Source organism: Allobosea sp. 47.2.35, assembly GCF_024655635.1.
Lineage (GTDB): Bacteria > Pseudomonadota > Alphaproteobacteria > Rhizobiales > Beijerinckiaceae > Allobosea.
In genome coordinates, this window is record NZ_JANLGI010000003.1 from 214,223 (window position 1) to 228,410 (window position 14,188).

Below are 14,188 nucleotides of genomic sequence, written 5' to 3' on the forward strand. Positions count from 1 at the left end.
TAGTGAGATCGGCGCGGGTTTCAACGCCGATCCCGACCGGCCGTCAGCCGAACGCGCCGATCTCGTGCTGGATCGCGCCGGAAATCTCGCGGATCAGCGCGAACAGCCCCAGCATCGGCGCGAACACATCGCGATGCAGGGCCTCATAGGTGCCACCCTCGCGCGGCCCCGGCGGCTCGCCGAAATCGAGCCCGATGGTCGGATCGGGATCGCGCGGGAAGATTTCGGCCAGCAGCGCCAGCGAAGCCGGCACGTCGAGCCGCAGCAATCGTTCGATCAGGGCATCGCGGGTCAGGCCGGCATGCGGCCGGAAATCCGGGATATGGGCGAAGGACAGCCAGATGCGATGCATCGCGGCGAGCCTCAGCGCATGCAGTGCCACGAGTCGCGCCGACATCTGCGGCACATCGTCGGCCGCGACCTTGAGCTTGAGCGCATCGGCGGAAAGCCGCCAGAACAGGCGCCGCAGCGCCGGCGCCAGCTCCAGCCGCGACAATGCCTCCGCGACGACCAGCAATTCCTCGCGCCGTCCCTCTTTCACGGTCCGGCGCGCCCGGTCGAACCAGCTGCCGGGGTCGAGCGTGTCGAGATAGGCCCGCAGCACGTCGAGATCGCTATGCGCCATGGCATGGGCCGCGAGGCGGTAGGCCCGGTCGAAACGCTCCGAGCGCTCGCGCATGGAGCGGAACAGGTCCGGCGCACGCGAGGCGGCATGGCCGACGCCGTGCATACTGTTCGCCATCCAGCCGAGCTGCTGGAGGATGGCGTTGTTGGGGATGGCGCGCAATTCACGGGGATGGCGGATGCGCGTCGGCCCCGCCCCCTCCGACTGGCGCGCTGCGGGACGCGAGCCCGTCTTGTCGAGCAGCGAGGGGCCGAACGTGCCGATCAGCGCGGCATAGCCGGGATCGTCGACCAGCTCGTTCATCTCCTCCCGCACGGTCTGGAAGAACTCGCTGGCGAAATCCGGCTCGTCATAGATCGGGTCCTCGGCGACCTCGGGCGATGCGAAGACCGCCTCGGCGATCCGGCCGACCGTGGCCCCGGCGAGCAGCGGCGTGCCGAACAGCAGATAGCCGTCGCTGCCCTGGAAGCTGGTCTCGCGCACCGTCCTGATGCCGGCGCGCGCAAAAGCCTGCCGCGCATAGGCCGGGTCGAGATAGGCCAGCCGGTCCGACAGGCTGTCGGGATGGGCGCCGCGCCCGACCGACTCGCCATGGGTATCGAAGATCACGAGCTCGACATCCGCAAGCTCGTAACGTCCGAGCAGTTCGGCGATCCGGATGCGCAGCCTCTCGACCCAGAAGGTCGAGGCGACCTGCCCAATATAGCGGCCGGAATCCGAATAGCCGAACTGGATGCACAGCCGCCCATGGCGCTTGAGATAGTCACGGAAATGCGGGCTGCGCAGCGCCTCGTCGATGATGCGCGGTCCCTGCTCCAGCGCGTCCGAGGTCTCGAAGAGCGGCGAGATCTCGACACGGTCAGCGATACCGAAGCGGCTCGCCAGCCAGAGAGCGCAGAGCAGCGTGTAGCCGGTCTCGGTCTCCGCGATCAGGAAGCGCACGGGCTTGCTGCCATCCACATGCTTCACGATCTGCGCGATCGTCATCATCATCCGCGCGGCCGAGGCTCGCTCCGCCGCCAGCGCCCCGAAATCGACCGTGATCGCCTCAACCTTGTCGAGCGCCGTATTGGCGGCGGCGAGGAAGGCGCGCCGTTGCGCCGGCTGGCCCGGCTCCTCCTCCAGCGGGATCGTCGCGCGCAAGGCGTTGTGGAGCTGCGAGGCGTTGAGCCTGAAATGCGGCAGCGCGATCGAGACGCCATGCGCGAGGCAGCCGGCCCGGATCAGGGCGAGCGCAACGCGCGTCTTCTCGTCGGAGGCGTCGGCCAATGCCTTATCGAGCGCCTCGACCAGACGGGAGGCTTCTGGCAGCGCCGTTTCGCGCTCCTGAACCAGCGAGAGCGCGAAAGCCTGAAGAGCCTGCAGCGAGGGCTGCGTGCCGATCGGGGGCGCCAGAGCGAGCTGCCGCTCCACGGCGGCCAGCGCCTCGCTCACGAGCTGGCGTACCGCTTCCGTAGTCGGAACCTGCGGGAGCTTTTCGAGGATGCGCGCGAACTGCCCGCTCTTCGACTCCAATCGGTAGCGTAGGGTATCCCACCAGCCGATATCGGTGCGCCCATCCGTGTCGCAGCCGACCCATGAGGCGAGCGTCACCGGCTTCGGCGCAAGCTGCGTCCACTGCTCCGGCCAGCGCTCGCGGGCGACGGCGAAAAAGGCCGCGTTCAGCCGGTCGATGGCGTCGCGGGCGTGACGCACGGCGTAGCGCGCCTGCTCGAACTCATCCTGCAAGGTGATCCGCCCATCGGGGCGGAAGCTGAGAGCGCCATCGGCCAGGACAGCGTCTCCGGCCGTTCCGCCGGAGGCGAGATCGGCGAGCGCATGGCAGAGCTGCCGCGCCATGCCGAAGGTCGGATGCGCTGTGAACACGGCAGCGAAGCGGGACCGCTCCACTTCTTGCCGAAACGCATCAAAGGACTGGGCCTCCCCCGCTGCCTCTTGCGCCAGCGCCGCGAAAACAGCGGCCTCGTCGTTCTGGAGCCCGACATAGCGCGCGACCCTGCCGGCACGCTGATGCAGGGCCTCCCGCCCAAGCCGGCGCACCAGCTCGGAAGCAGCGTCCATGCTGAGCTCGCCGCGGTCCATCAACCGCGTCAGCCAGAGCGTAACGCTCAGCACCGGATTGCCGAAGGGATCGTCGCGGGAATCGTTGCGCGCTGCCTCGACGCGGGCCAGCAGCTCGTTGGCGAGGCCGGCAATATCAGGGAGCGAATGACCTTCTGTAGCGATCGTCCCGGTCATGACCCCTCTCCCCTTTTCCGATCGGCCGCTGCGTATCCGCCAGCGCAATCGACTTTACGCTGCATTGCAGCATCGGATCCTCGCAGCTGCAAGCAGGAAGCTTAAGCGGGTCGCCGGATAAATTTTACCCGGATCATATTGCACTACTAAAATCACCCGGATAATTAACGGCCCCATCAAGGAGCGTTCATGTCCGATATCGCATTCAGGCCCGCCACCGCCTTTCTCGACACCAGCCGCATCGCCAGCGGCCCACTGGCGATTGTCGCGCTCGCGGTGAAGGCGGCGCTCGTCACGAACCCCGAGGCCGCGATCATCGTCTTTGAGGACCAGACCGGAAAGGTCGTTGATCTCGACCTGCGCGGCAGCGACGCCGAAATCGCGGCACGCTACGCACCTCCGGCAGTCGCGGCCCAAGAATCGACCGACGATGCACCGCGCGGACGCGGCCGGCCCAAGCTCGGCGTCGTCGCGCGCGAAGTGACCTTGCTGCCGCGCCACTGGGACTGGCTCGCCTTGCAGCCGGGCGGCGCCTCGCAGGCCCTGCGGCGGCTCATCGACGAAGCCCGCAAGGCCGATGGCGGTCGAAGCCGGACGCGCGCGGCGCAGGAACGCGCCTATGCCTTCATCGCGACGATGGCAGGCGATCGGGAAGGGTTCGAGGAAGCCTCGCGCGCTCTCTTCGCCGGGGATGATGCACGCTTTGCCGAACACAGCCGGACATGGCCCGCGGATATCCGCGCTCATGCCGCAAAGTTGCTGGCCAATGATCACGTTGCTGACAGCTGAAAGAGGCTCCGAGGCATTCAACCTGCCTTGGAAGCATCCCGGCAGCGCAACCGCAGCGGGTTGCCGCTCGGGTGCGGCAAGGGCATAGCAGCGCACGCATCCTGACGCCTGCATAGCCCTGCCGAAAGCCGCCTGTTCATGACCACCCGCGCTCAATGGCTCGGCATTCTCTGCGGCTTGCTGACCGCGATGATCTGGGGCGTCCAGTCGGTCGTGTCGCGGCACGCGATGCTGATCGACCTGACGCCGGCGGATGTCACGATCCTGCGCTTCGTCTCCGCCGCTGCCGTGCTGCTGCCCTGGGCGCTCAAGAACATGCGCCCCTTCCCGGTCGGCTCGCTTGGCTGGCCGCGCGCCTGGGGGATGGCGCTGCTGATCGGCCCGCTCTACAGCCTGATCCTCGTTGCCGGCGCCTCCTTCGCGCCCGCGCTGCATTCCTCGATCATCTCGCCCGGCCTGATCCCGGTCTTCACCGCGCTACTGATCTTCCTCGTCACCGGCGAGCGCGCCGGGCGGATGCGATTGATCGGCCTCGGCATTATCGTGCTCGGCATCGGCATCTTCTCGCGCGATGCGCTCGCGATGACGCCGTCGCGGCCCGACGCCTGGATCGGCGACCTGCTTTTCGTCCTGATCGCCTTCCTCTGGGCGATCTTCGGCCTGCTCGCCCGCCGCTGGAACGTCAGTTCGCTCGAGGTCACCGCCGCCTCATGCATCCTCTCGGTGCCGTTGCTGGTGGTCGTGGCGCTGGTACTGCCGATCCATATGGCGCGCGCACCATTCGCCGAGCTGCTGCTGCAGGCGCTCTATCAGGGCGTGCTGGTCGGCGTCGTCGCGCTCTATCTCTACGCCCGCTCGGTCGAGACGCTGGGCGCGGCCAGGGCGACGCTCTTCCTGCCGCTGGTGCCGATCGCGACGGCCGCCGCCAGCGCCCTGCTGCTGGCGGAAGTGCCCTCTCCGACTGAAATCGTCGGCATGGCGATCGTCGTCGCCGGGATGCTGATCGCGTTCCGCTCGCCCTCGGTGGGCTGAGCGCGCCTCTCAGCCCTGATGCCCCTTGGCGATCGGCTCGACATAGGAGAGCCCCATGTCCCAGGGGAAATAGATCCAGGTGTCCTGGCTGACCTCGGTCACGAAGGTATCGACCGTCGGCACGCCGGCTGGCTTGGCATAGACCGTGGCGAAATGGGCGTTCGGCAGCATCTCGCGCACGACGCGCGCCGTCTTGCCGGTATCGGTGAGGTCATCGACGACCAGCACGCCCTTGCCCTTGCCGTCGCCGATCGCCTTGATGTTCGGCGCGATATCCTTGAGCACCTTGAGCTCGGTCTGGTTCTTGTAGTCGTGATAGCTCGCGACGCAGACCGTCTCGATCATGCGCAGGCCGAGCTCGCGGCAGATGATCGCCGCCGGCACCAGCCCACCGCGGGTGATGCAGACCATCGCCTCGAAAGGCCCCTTCTCGGCGAGGCGCCACGCCAGCGCGCGGGCATCGCGATGGAACTGATCCCAGGAAACCGGGAAAGCCTTGTTCGAGGACGGTTCGGCCATGGCGGAGCGCTCCGGACTTGTCGCGACGCGAAAGGCGCCGTTTCCGACCGAAAAGCCTATCGGCGCGCGCCTGACAAGAGGCGCGCGCCGAACATCCCCAATTCAGCGTCGATAAATCGCGTCAGAACTCGGCCCAGCCATCCGCCGTGCCGCCGCCGGCCACCCGCCGGCCGCGCATCGCCGGCGCCGCGGCGCGCGGCGCCTCGGGAGCCGAATGGACGAGCTGCGGCGCGAGCCGGTGCCGCTCTCCGCCGAGCTGGAAGGCCGAGACCATCGTGCTCAGCGCGGCGGTCTCCTGCTGCAGGTCCCGGGCGACCTTGGCGCTCTGCTCGGCGAGCAGCGAGTTCTGCTGCGTGATCTCGTCCATATGCGCGACAGTGCGGGCCATCTCGTCGATGCCGTTGGCCTGCTCCGTTGTCGCCTGCGAGATCTCGCTGACGGTCGAGGCGACCTTGGAAGCGGCGCCAACGATCTCGCCGAGCGTTGTCCCGGCATCCTTGACCAGCCCCACGCCGGCTTGAATCTGTTGCGCAGAATTCGCGATCAACGCCTTGACGCCATTGGCGGATTCGCTGCAGCGAGCCGCCAGCGCGCGCACCTCCGTCGCCACCACCGCGAAGCCGCGCCCGGCATCACCGGCCCGCGCTGCCTCGACCGCCGCGTTGAGAGCCAGCAAATTGGTCTGGAAGGCGATCTCGTCGATCATCGAGATGATCTCGGAGATGCCGGACGAGGCCTGCTCGATCCGTCCCATCGCCGCGACCGCTTCGGTCACGATAGCCCCGCCGCGCGCCGCGACCTCGCTCGCCTCGTTGCCGAGCTGCACCGCCATACGCGAATTGCCGGCGCTGTGCTTCACCGACGCGGCAAGCTCCTCCGTCGTCGCCGCGGTCTGCTGGAGGCTCGACGCGTTCGCTTCGGTCCGCTCGGCCAATTGCTGGCTGTCGGAGGTGATCTTGAGTGAGGCGTTGTCGATGCGGCCCGAAATGTCGCGCACCGTGCCGACCACCTCCGCCAGCGTGTCGAGCAGGTCGTTCACCCCGACACAGAGCGTAGCGACCTCCCCGCTCTTGCCGTCGAGCGGCACGCGGCCGGTCAGGTCCTTGCCCTTGGCCCGGCCGATCACCGCGCTCGTCTCCTGCACCGCCGCCTCGAGCTGCTTGCCCTTGAAGGTCGCGGTGATGTCGGAGGCGAACTTGACGACCTTGTAGGGGCGCCCCTGCGCGTTGAGGATCGGGTTGTAGCTGGCCTGGATCCAGATCTCCTTGCCGCCCTTGCCGATGCGCCGATACTGGCCGGCATCGTATTCGCCATGGCCGAGGCGCTCCCAGAAGGCGCGATAGGCCGGCGTCTCGCGCTCGGCGGGATCGACGAACATCCGGTGATGCTGCCCGACGATCTCCGGCAGCGAGTAGCCGAGCACGCTCAGGAAATTCTCGTTCGCCGTCAGGATCTTGCCGGTCAGGTCGAACTCGATCACGGCCTGCGCCTTGTCGATCGCCGCGCGCTGCCCTTCGAGATCGGCGAGGCGGTTCTTCTGCTCGGTGACGTCGAAGGCATATTTGATCACACCGACCGGCTTGCCGCCCGCCCCGAGGATCGGGTTGTAGCTCGCCTGGATCCAGATTTCCTTGCCGCCCTTGCCGAGCCGCAGATACTGCCCGCGCGAATACTCGCCCCGGCCGAGATCGGCCCAGAATTGCTTGTAGGCGGGACCGGCCTTCTCCTCGGGCGTGACGAACAGGCTGTGATGCTGACCCTTCACCTCGGCGAGCGTGTAACCCACCGCCGCGAGGAAGTTTTCGTTGGCATCGAGAATCTTGCCGTTGAGGTCGAACTCGATCCGCGCCTGCGATCGGTTGATCGCGTCCAGCTGTCCCGCGGCATGCCGGTTCGAGAAAAGGCCGGAAAAGAGCGGCATTTGAGATCCCCCTCGGCGCGGCTCGAGCATGAGGCTTCGTCGGGCCGGCGTCGTCCTGAAAGCCGTTTTTGGATACCCACGACGCGGAAGCGCAGCAGGAGAAGCCGAATGCTATCCGGCCACCGCGCAAATATCGCATTGAACAGTTTACGAATGGTTGATATCTAGATTTAAGCGCAATTTTTAGTAGAAAAATATCCTAAAAACAACATCTCACCATCAGAGAATACGTTATAAAATTACACAAAGATCAAATTACGAAGCGTCAAAAGAGAAATCCTCCTATAAATTGTATAAAAATCGCAAAAGTTGCAAACTATACGATCAGACGATCGCTTTCTGCTGCTCCGCAACAACCATCGCCTTTACGTCAGACACCGCAGCGAGCAGTTTCTCTGCATCGCGCGACCTGACGACGATATTCGTGTCCGGGCCGGTCTCGGACCAGAACGGATAGGAGCCGATCGAAACCGCCGGATGAGCGTTCGCGATTGCAGCCAGCGGCCCGCCGATATCTCCTTCGCGGAGCCCGGCCCGGACCGTATCGGACAGCATCTTCGCGCCGGTCTGCAGCGTCGGCCCGACGACATCGAGCATCGCCTGCATGATCGAGGGCACGCCGGCCATCACATAGACATTGCCGATATTGAAGCCCGGCGCCTTGGAGATCGCGTTGGCGATCAGATCGGCGCCTGCCGGGATGCGCGCCATCCGCATGCGCGCCTCGTTGAGCTCCGCTGGCGAGAAGCGCTCGGACAGCATCGCGACTGCCCGGGGATCATGGTCGATCGTGACGCCGAAGGCCGCGGCCACCGCATCCGCCGTGATGTCGTCATGGGTCGGCCCGATGCCACCGGTGGTGAAAACGTAGGTATAGCGGCCGCGTAGCGCGTTGAGCGCCGCGACGATCTCCTCGGAGATATCGGGCACGACCCGGACCTCGCGCAGATCGACGCCGATATTGGTCAGGTACTCGGCGATATAGCCGATATTCTTGTCCTTGGTCCGCCCGGACAGGATCTCGTCGCCGATCACCAGGATCGCGGCCGTGACGATGGTGGCGGAGGAACTGGCTTCGTTCGCGGACATGGGCGGCGCTCCTGGCTGTCGCACAAGAGCTAGGCGTTCCGTGCGGCGCGCTCAAGCACCGGCGCGGGCGCCCCGGCCATGCCGTGGGCGCGCGCTCAACCCTGCTTGCGCTCGAAGACCAGGTTGAGCCGCGTCTGGGCGACGAGCATGTAGCCGCTGCGTTCGAGCAGGCCCGCAAGATCGCTCTGCCAGCGCTGGCGCGAATCCTCGATGATGATGAAGCCCGGCCAGAGCGTCTGCGGCGCATCGCGCAGGAACGGCTCGAGAATCAGGTCCTCGGCGCCCTCGACATCGAGCTTGATCGCGTCGATGCGCTCATAGCCCTCGCCCTCGACCAGCGAGAGCAAGGTCATGGCCGGCACCTTCACCGAGGTCCCGGCGCTCGAATTGAGGATGCGGACGCTCGACTCGCCGCGATTGGTCGGGTCGATGAACAGGGTCAATTCGCCCGGCTTGTCGGCGAGCGCACAGGCCACGGCCTTGACGGTGCCGAAAGGGTTCTGCGCGATGTTGAAGGAGAGCCTCGCGAAGATCTCCGGCTGCGGCTCGACCGCCAGGATGCGCGCCCCTCGCCCGGCGCGGGCCGCGACGAAGAGCGAGTAGGCGCCGATATTCGCGCCGATATCGATGAAGGTGAAGCCGTCGCGCAGCCGCGAGGCCAGAAGCTCGCGCTCGACCGCATCGAAATATTGCGGGGTGAACAGCACGCGCTTCTCGCAGACATTGCCGTCCGGATAGAGGCGCATCTTCGCGCCCAGCGACTCGATATCCACCGGGGCGCCGTCGAGCGCGCGCAAGCCGAGGCGCCGCAGCGCATAGGCGACCTTGCGCCCGAGGAAGCTGTCGGACGCGGCGCGCGTCCGGGCGATGATGCGGGCGAGATAGGCTTTCGGCGCGAAGGTGCCGAAAGGCCGCTCTTCCGCCGGGTTCTGTTCGATGATGGCCATTGCGCCAGCCTGATACACCTCGACAGGCCCGCGCGCCAGTCGTGGATGCAATCTCACTGCCCGTCGGCGAAGCGCGCGTGGATCTCGCCGAAGCGCGGAGCGATCTCCCGGAAGACGTCGACAAGCCGGGGGTCGAACTGCCGGCCGCGCTCGCCCATCACCACCGCGACCGCCTCGTCATGCGTCATCGCTTCCTTGTAGACCCGCTTCGTGACAAGCGCGTCGTAGACATCGGCGATCGCCATCAGGCGTCCGGACAACGGAATATCCTGACCGGCGAGCCCCCGCGGATAGCCCGTCCCGTCCCAGCGCTCGTGATGGGTATGGGCGATTTCCTTGGCCAACCGCAGGAAGGAACTGGAGCCGCCGAGATGACGCTCGGCATCGGCGATGGCGATGCGTCCGAGCTCGGCATGGGTCTGCATCGTCGCCCGCTCGTCCTCGTCGAGGCGGCCGGGCTTCAGCAGGATGCTGTCGGGAATGCCGACCTTGCCGATATCGTGCAGCGGCGCCGACTTGAACAGCAGGTCGAGTGTCGCGTCGTCGAGTTCGCCCGCGAAGAGCCCGCGCTCGCGCGCGCCTTCGGCCAGAACGCGCAGATAGTGCTGGGTGCGCCGGACATGGTTGGCCGTCTCGTTGTCGCGCGTCTCCGCGAGCGAGGCCATGGCCAGGATGACCGCGTCCTTGGCCCGCTCCGCTTCCTCCAGCGCCGCCGACAGCGAGTTCACCAGCGCGATATTGGTCATGGCGACCGCTGCGCTGTTGGCGATCCGCCTCAAGGCACGCACCACCTCAGGCGCCGGCCGATGCCGATGCGCCCAATACGCGCCGATCGCGGCGACGGGATCGTCCTGCCGAACCGGCACCATGACGAGGCTGCGCACGAAGGTCGGACGATAAGCCTCGTGCGGAATCCGCTCGTCCTCGTCGATATCCTCGATGACGACGACCTCGCCATGCTGCATCGCCCAGCCGGAAATGCAGGCATCCATCGGGAAACGCTGCCCCTTCCAGAGCGGCGCGATGGCATCCTCGTCGGCATAGTAGCAGCGGCCGTTGTCGCGCAGGATGAAGCTGATGCCATCCGCGCCGGTGAGCCCGCGCGCATTGCGGCGCACGACCTCCATGACCTCGTCGATGCCGCGCGCCATCGCGAGATCCAGCGACAGCTGGTCCAGCGCGCTGAGCGTCGGGTCGGACGGATCGGTGGGCGGCGGAGAGACAGGCGCTTTCATGTGTCCAGGGGAAGCAATCGGGCAGACGAAAGGTGCGGGCGGCAAGCTGCCCCAAAAAAGTTACAATTCCCCCAACGTCAGCACAACGATCGCCCGCGCACCCTGCCCATGCGACAGCGCGGGAATCCGACCCGCGCGCAACGCGCCAATCGGCTTGCGTGCGCCGGCAAACGCAATAGATAAGGAGGCAAGGAGTTTTCCGCGCGCAATGACCTTCGAAGACACCATCGGCCGCTCGCGTTCGCGCGAGCCCGCCATCAAGATTCACGGCCCCGAGGCCTTCGCGGCCATGCACAAGGCCGGCCGGCTGACGGCTGCCGGCCTCGACATGCTCGGGTCCTACGTCAAGCCCGGCGTCACCACGCAGCGCCTCGACGACCTCGCCTTCCAGTTCGCCATGGATAACGGCGCCTATCCGGCGACGCTGTTCTATCGCGGCTACACCAAGTCGATCTGCACCTCGATCAACCATGTCGTCTGTCACGGCATTCCCGACGACAAGCCGCTGCGCGAGGGCGATGTCGTCAATATCGACTACACGCTGATCGTCGATGGCTGGCACGGCGATTCCAGCCGCATGTACGGCGTCGGCGAAATCTCGCGGAAGGCCGAGCGCCTGATCGAGATCACCTATGAAAGCCTGCAGCGCGGCATCAAGGCGGTGCGCGCCGGCGCGACCACCGGCGATATCGGCTTCGCCATCCAGCGCTATGCCGAGGCAGAGCGCTGCTCGGTGGTGCGCGATTTCTGCGGCCACGGCATCGGCCAGCTCTTCCACGACGCCCCGAACATCCTCCATTACGGCAGCCCGGGCGAAGGCGTTCTGCTGAAGCCCGGCATGGTCTTCACCATCGAGCCGATGATCAATCTCGGCAAGGCGGGCGTGAAGGTGCTCTCGGACGGCTGGACCGCCGTGACTCGCGACCGGTCGCTCTCCGCACAGTTCGAGCATCAGATCGGCGTCACCGAGCAGGGCTGCGAGATCTTCACGCTCTCTCCCGCCGGCCTCGGCAATCCGCTCGCGAAATGAGCGCGGGCATCGGCAAGGGATCGCGAAAGGCGCCCTCGCCGGCCACCCCTGCCGACTCCGACACGCCGCATTACCACGGCCACCGCGACCGCCTGCGCACCCGCTTCCGGGAAGCCGGTGCCGAGACGCTGCCGGATTACGAATTGCTGGAGCTGCTGCTCTTTCGATCGATCCCGCGGCGCGACGTCAAGCCGCTCGCCAAGGAGCTGATCCAGCGCTTCGGCTCCTTCGCCGAAGTGCTTGGCGCCCCCGCCGCACGTCTCGCAGAGATCGACGGCGTCAGCGAAACCGTCGCACTCGACCTCAAGGTCGTCGAAGCCTCCCTGAAGCGCATGGCCAAGGGCGCGGTCGGCAAGCGGCCGGTCCTCTCCTCCTGGTCCTCGGTGCTCGATTATTGCCGGATGGCGATGGCTTTCGCCGAGCGCGAGCAGTTCCGCATCCTCTTCCTCGACAAGAAGAACATCCTGATCGCCGACGAGGTCCAGCAGACCGGCACGGTCGACCACACCCCGGTCTATCCGCGCGAGGTGATGCGCCGCGCGCTTGAACTCTCGGCCTCCGCGATCATCCTCGTCCACAACCACCCTTCCGGCGACCCGACGCCGTCCGGTGCCGACATGCGGATGACGCGCGAGCTCGTCGACATCGCCAAGCCCCTGGGCGTTGCCATCCATGACCACATCATCGTCGGCCGCGACGGCCATGCCAGCTTCCGCAGCCTCGGACTGATCTGATGACGCAACTCACGGTGAAGCGCGTCTACGATTCCCCCGCCCCCGCCCCCGGCGACGGCACGCGCATCCTCGTCGATAGGCTCTGGCCGCGCGGCGTGTCGAAGGACAAGATCGACCTCTGGCTCAAGGACCTCGCGCCGAGCGATGCGCTGCGCCACGAATTCCACGGCCATCCCGACCGCTGGGACGAGTTCCGCGCCGCCTATGCGACAGAGCTTGGCAGCCCGTCGGCGCAGTCGGCTCTCGCAGCCCTCGACGCCGAACGCAGGAAGGGCCCGGTAGCCCTGCTCTACGCCGCCAGGGACGAGAATCGGAACAATGCGCTGGCCCTGCGCCTATGGCTGGACGGCCGCCCGAATTAGGTCCAAGAATAGCGCAGGCACGGCCGCCCTACGCGGCGCCACGAAGGAACAGCCGCTCTCTGCGGGCTGGTTCAGCTTTGCCAAGATAAACTCAAGTAAACTCTACCTGATCAATACTGCCCATGAAAAAGGCGGACCTGATCAATTGCGCAGCTATTCTCCCTCTTCCCGAACGGCCGCGAATGCGCATAGGCTGGTTTCAACGGGGAAGAGGGCTGCATGGTCGCATTCGATGAAATGACCGGTTCGGGCGCCGAGCTGAGGCCTGCCTACGAGGCTCTGGATCGCTGGCTGAAGGAAGCGCCGCCCGAAATGCTGGCGCTCAGGCGCAGCCAGGCGGAGCTGTTCTTCCGCCGCATCGGCATCACCTTCGCGGTCTATGGCGACGAGGAATCGACCGAGCGCCTGATCCCCTTCGACATCATTCCGCGCGTGCTGACCAAGCCGGAATGGACCAAGCTGGAAGCGGGCCTGCGCCAGCGCGTCACCGCCCTCAACATGTTCCTGGCCGATGTCTACGGCCCCAAGGAATGCCTGAAGGCCGGCATCATCCCGCCCGACCTGGTCTATCGCAACGCCTGCTACCAGCTCGAAATGGTCGACTTCAAGGTCCCGCACGACATCTACTGCCATATCGCCGGCATCGATGTGGTGCGCGTCGACGCCGATACCTTCTACGTGCTTGAGGACAATGCCCGCACGCCCTCCGGCGTCTCCTACATGATGGAGAACCGCGAGGTAATGCTGCGGCTCTTCCCGGAGCTGTTCTCGACGCATCGCGTCGCGCCGGTCGACAACTACCCGGACCAGCTGCTGGCGACCCTGCGCTCGGTCGCGCCGCGAAGCGCCTCGTCGGACCCGACGATCTGCCTGCTCACGCCCGGCCAGTACAACTCGGCCTTCTACGAGCACTCGTTCCTGGCCGACAAGCTCGGCGTCGAGCTGGTCGAGGGCTCGGACCTGCTGGTCAAGGACGATGTCGTCTACATGCGCACGACCCAGGGGCCGAAGCGCGTCGACGTGATCTACCGGCGCATCGACGACGACTTCATCGATCCGCTCGCCTTCCGCAGCGATTCCGTGCTCGGCGTCCCCGGCATCATCGGCGCCTACAAGGCCGGCAACGTCACGCTGGCGAACGCGGTCGGCACCGGCGTCGCCGACGACAAGGCGGTCTATAGCTACATGCCTGAGATCGTGAAGTTCTTCACCGGCGAGGAGCCGATCCTGAAGAACGTCCCGACCTACAGGTGCCGCGAGCCCGAGGCCAATGCCTATGTGCTCGACAATCTGGAGAAGCTCGTCGTCAAGGAGGTCAACGGCTCCGGCGGCTACGGCATGCTCGTCGGCCCGCACGCCAACAAGGCGCAGATCGAGACCTTCCGGCGCAAGCTCAAGGCCCAACCCGAGGGCTTCATCGCGCAGCCGACCCTGGCGCTCTCGACCTGCCCGACCTTCGTCGCCTCGGGCGTTGCGCCACGCCATGTCGACCTGCGCCCCTATGTGCTCTCGGGCGCCAATGGCATCTCCTGCGTGCCCGGTGGACTGACGCGCGTCGCGCTCAAGGAAGGTTCGCTCGTCGTCAATTCCAGCCAGGGCGGCGGCACCAAGGATACCTGGGTGCTCGACGCATGAGCATCCCGGCCACCCCCTCGCCAGCCCTTCCC

12 protein-coding genes are annotated in these 14,188 nt (G+C 66.3%); 6 read left to right on the plus strand and 6 right to left on the minus strand.

The window, feature by feature from the left end; translation table 11 throughout:
- Nucleotides 1–43: 43 nt before the first annotated feature.
- Nucleotides 44–2,863 carry a phosphoenolpyruvate carboxylase gene (locus NUV79_RS06145; protein ID WP_257732181.1) on the minus strand — a complete coding sequence of 940 codons (2,820 nt, stop codon included), beginning with the start codon at nucleotides 2,861–2,863 and terminating at the stop codon, nucleotides 44–46.
- Nucleotides 2,864–3,052: 189 nt separating this feature from the next.
- Between NUV79_RS06145 and NUV79_RS06150 the strand changes: the two genes are divergently transcribed.
- The gene (locus NUV79_RS06150; protein WP_257732182.1) at nucleotides 3,053–3,652 is read left to right on the plus strand and encodes a DUF2239 family protein; all 600 of its coding nucleotides are present in this window, start codon (nucleotides 3,053–3,055) and stop codon (nucleotides 3,650–3,652) included.
- A gap of 138 nt (nucleotides 3,653–3,790) precedes the next feature.
- Nucleotides 3,791–4,684, plus strand: a complete 894-nt coding sequence (locus NUV79_RS06155; RefSeq protein ID WP_257732183.1) for a DMT family transporter — start codon at nucleotides 3,791–3,793, stop codon at nucleotides 4,682–4,684.
- A 9-nt stretch (nucleotides 4,685–4,693) separates the two neighbouring features.
- Here the strand turns inward: NUV79_RS06155 and gpt are convergent, their stop codons facing one another.
- The 5 genes from gpt to NUV79_RS06180 form a co-directional block, all read right to left on the minus strand.
- Nucleotides 4,694–5,203: a xanthine phosphoribosyltransferase gene (gene gpt, locus NUV79_RS06160; protein WP_257732184.1), complete on the minus strand. Its 510-nt coding sequence runs from the start codon at nucleotides 5,201–5,203 to the stop codon at nucleotides 4,694–4,696.
- Nucleotides 5,204–5,324: 121 nt separating this feature from the next.
- Entirely contained in the window at nucleotides 5,325–7,124 is a 1,800-nt protein-coding gene (locus NUV79_RS06165) for a methyl-accepting chemotaxis protein (RefSeq protein ID WP_257732185.1), read from the minus strand.
- A gap of 324 nt (nucleotides 7,125–7,448) precedes the next feature.
- On the minus strand, nucleotides 7,449–8,213 hold the full coding sequence (locus NUV79_RS06170; RefSeq protein WP_257732186.1) for a competence/damage-inducible protein A: 765 nt from the start codon (nucleotides 8,211–8,213) through the stop codon (nucleotides 7,449–7,451).
- A gap of 95 nt (nucleotides 8,214–8,308) precedes the next feature.
- Nucleotides 8,309–9,160, minus strand: a complete 852-nt coding sequence (locus NUV79_RS06175) for an FkbM family methyltransferase (RefSeq protein ID WP_257732187.1) — start codon at nucleotides 9,158–9,160, stop codon at nucleotides 8,309–8,311.
- 53 nt (nucleotides 9,161–9,213) lie between these two features.
- The gene (locus NUV79_RS06180; RefSeq protein WP_257732188.1) at nucleotides 9,214–10,395 is read right to left on the minus strand and encodes an HD-GYP domain-containing protein; all 1,182 of its coding nucleotides are present in this window, start codon (nucleotides 10,393–10,395) and stop codon (nucleotides 9,214–9,216) included.
- Nucleotides 10,396–10,603: 208 nt separating this feature from the next.
- Here NUV79_RS06180 and map point away from each other — a divergent pair, with 208 nt between their 5' ends.
- The 4 genes from map to NUV79_RS06200 all read left to right on the plus strand — a co-directional run bounded on the left by map (nucleotide 10,604) and on the right by NUV79_RS06200 (nucleotide 14,156).
- Nucleotides 10,604–11,425, plus strand: a complete 822-nt coding sequence (gene map / locus NUV79_RS06185; RefSeq protein WP_257732189.1) for a type I methionyl aminopeptidase — start codon at nucleotides 10,604–10,606, stop codon at nucleotides 11,423–11,425.
- Nucleotides 11,422–12,159 (plus strand): RadC family protein, encoded by a 738-nt coding sequence (radC, locus tag NUV79_RS06190; RefSeq protein ID WP_257732190.1) that lies wholly within the window; start codon nucleotides 11,422–11,424, stop codon nucleotides 12,157–12,159. Before map ends, radC begins: the two co-directional genes overlap by 4 nt.
- Nucleotides 12,159–12,521 (plus strand): DUF488 domain-containing protein, encoded by a 363-nt coding sequence (locus NUV79_RS06195; protein WP_257732191.1) that lies wholly within the window; start codon nucleotides 12,159–12,161, stop codon nucleotides 12,519–12,521. Before radC ends, NUV79_RS06195 begins: the two co-directional genes overlap by 1 nt.
- A gap of 219 nt (nucleotides 12,522–12,740) precedes the next feature.
- Nucleotides 12,741–14,156, plus strand: a complete 1,416-nt coding sequence (locus NUV79_RS06200; protein ID WP_257732192.1) for a circularly permuted type 2 ATP-grasp protein — start codon at nucleotides 12,741–12,743, stop codon at nucleotides 14,154–14,156.
- The last annotated feature ends 32 nt before the right edge of the window (nucleotides 14,157–14,188 follow it).

Bases quoted from the DNA above. Each gene is read 5' to 3' on its own strand.
- map (WP_257732189.1), top strand. From the start codon at position 10,604: ATGACCTTCGAAGACACCATCGGCCGCTCGCGTTCGCGCGAGCCCGCC.
- NUV79_RS06195 (WP_257732191.1), top strand. From the start codon at position 12,159: ATGACGCAACTCACGGTGAAGCGCGTCTACGATTCCCCCGCCCCCGCC.
- radC (WP_257732190.1), top strand. From the start codon at position 11,422: ATGAGCGCGGGCATCGGCAAGGGATCGCGAAAGGCGCCCTCGCCGGCC.
- NUV79_RS06155 (WP_257732183.1), top strand. From the start codon at position 3,791: ATGACCACCCGCGCTCAATGGCTCGGCATTCTCTGCGGCTTGCTGACC.
- NUV79_RS06200 (WP_257732192.1), top strand. From the start codon at position 12,741: ATGGTCGCATTCGATGAAATGACCGGTTCGGGCGCCGAGCTGAGGCCT.
- NUV79_RS06175 (WP_257732187.1), bottom strand. From the start codon at position 9,160: ATGGCCATCATCGAACAGAACCCGGCGGAAGAGCGGCCTTTCGGCACC.
- NUV79_RS06145 (WP_257732181.1), bottom strand. From the start codon at position 2,863: ATGACCGGGACGATCGCTACAGAAGGTCATTCGCTCCCTGATATTGCC.
- NUV79_RS06170 (WP_257732186.1), bottom strand. From the start codon at position 8,213: ATGTCCGCGAACGAAGCCAGTTCCTCCGCCACCATCGTCACGGCCGCG.
- gpt (WP_257732184.1), bottom strand. From the start codon at position 5,203: ATGGCCGAACCGTCCTCGAACAAGGCTTTCCCGGTTTCCTGGGATCAG.
- NUV79_RS06165 (WP_257732185.1), bottom strand. From the start codon at position 7,124: ATGCCGCTCTTTTCCGGCCTTTTCTCGAACCGGCATGCCGCGGGACAG.
- NUV79_RS06150 (WP_257732182.1), top strand. From the start codon at position 3,053: ATGTCCGATATCGCATTCAGGCCCGCCACCGCCTTTCTCGACACCAGC.
- NUV79_RS06180 (WP_257732188.1), bottom strand. From the start codon at position 10,395: ATGAAAGCGCCTGTCTCTCCGCCGCCCACCGATCCGTCCGACCCGACG.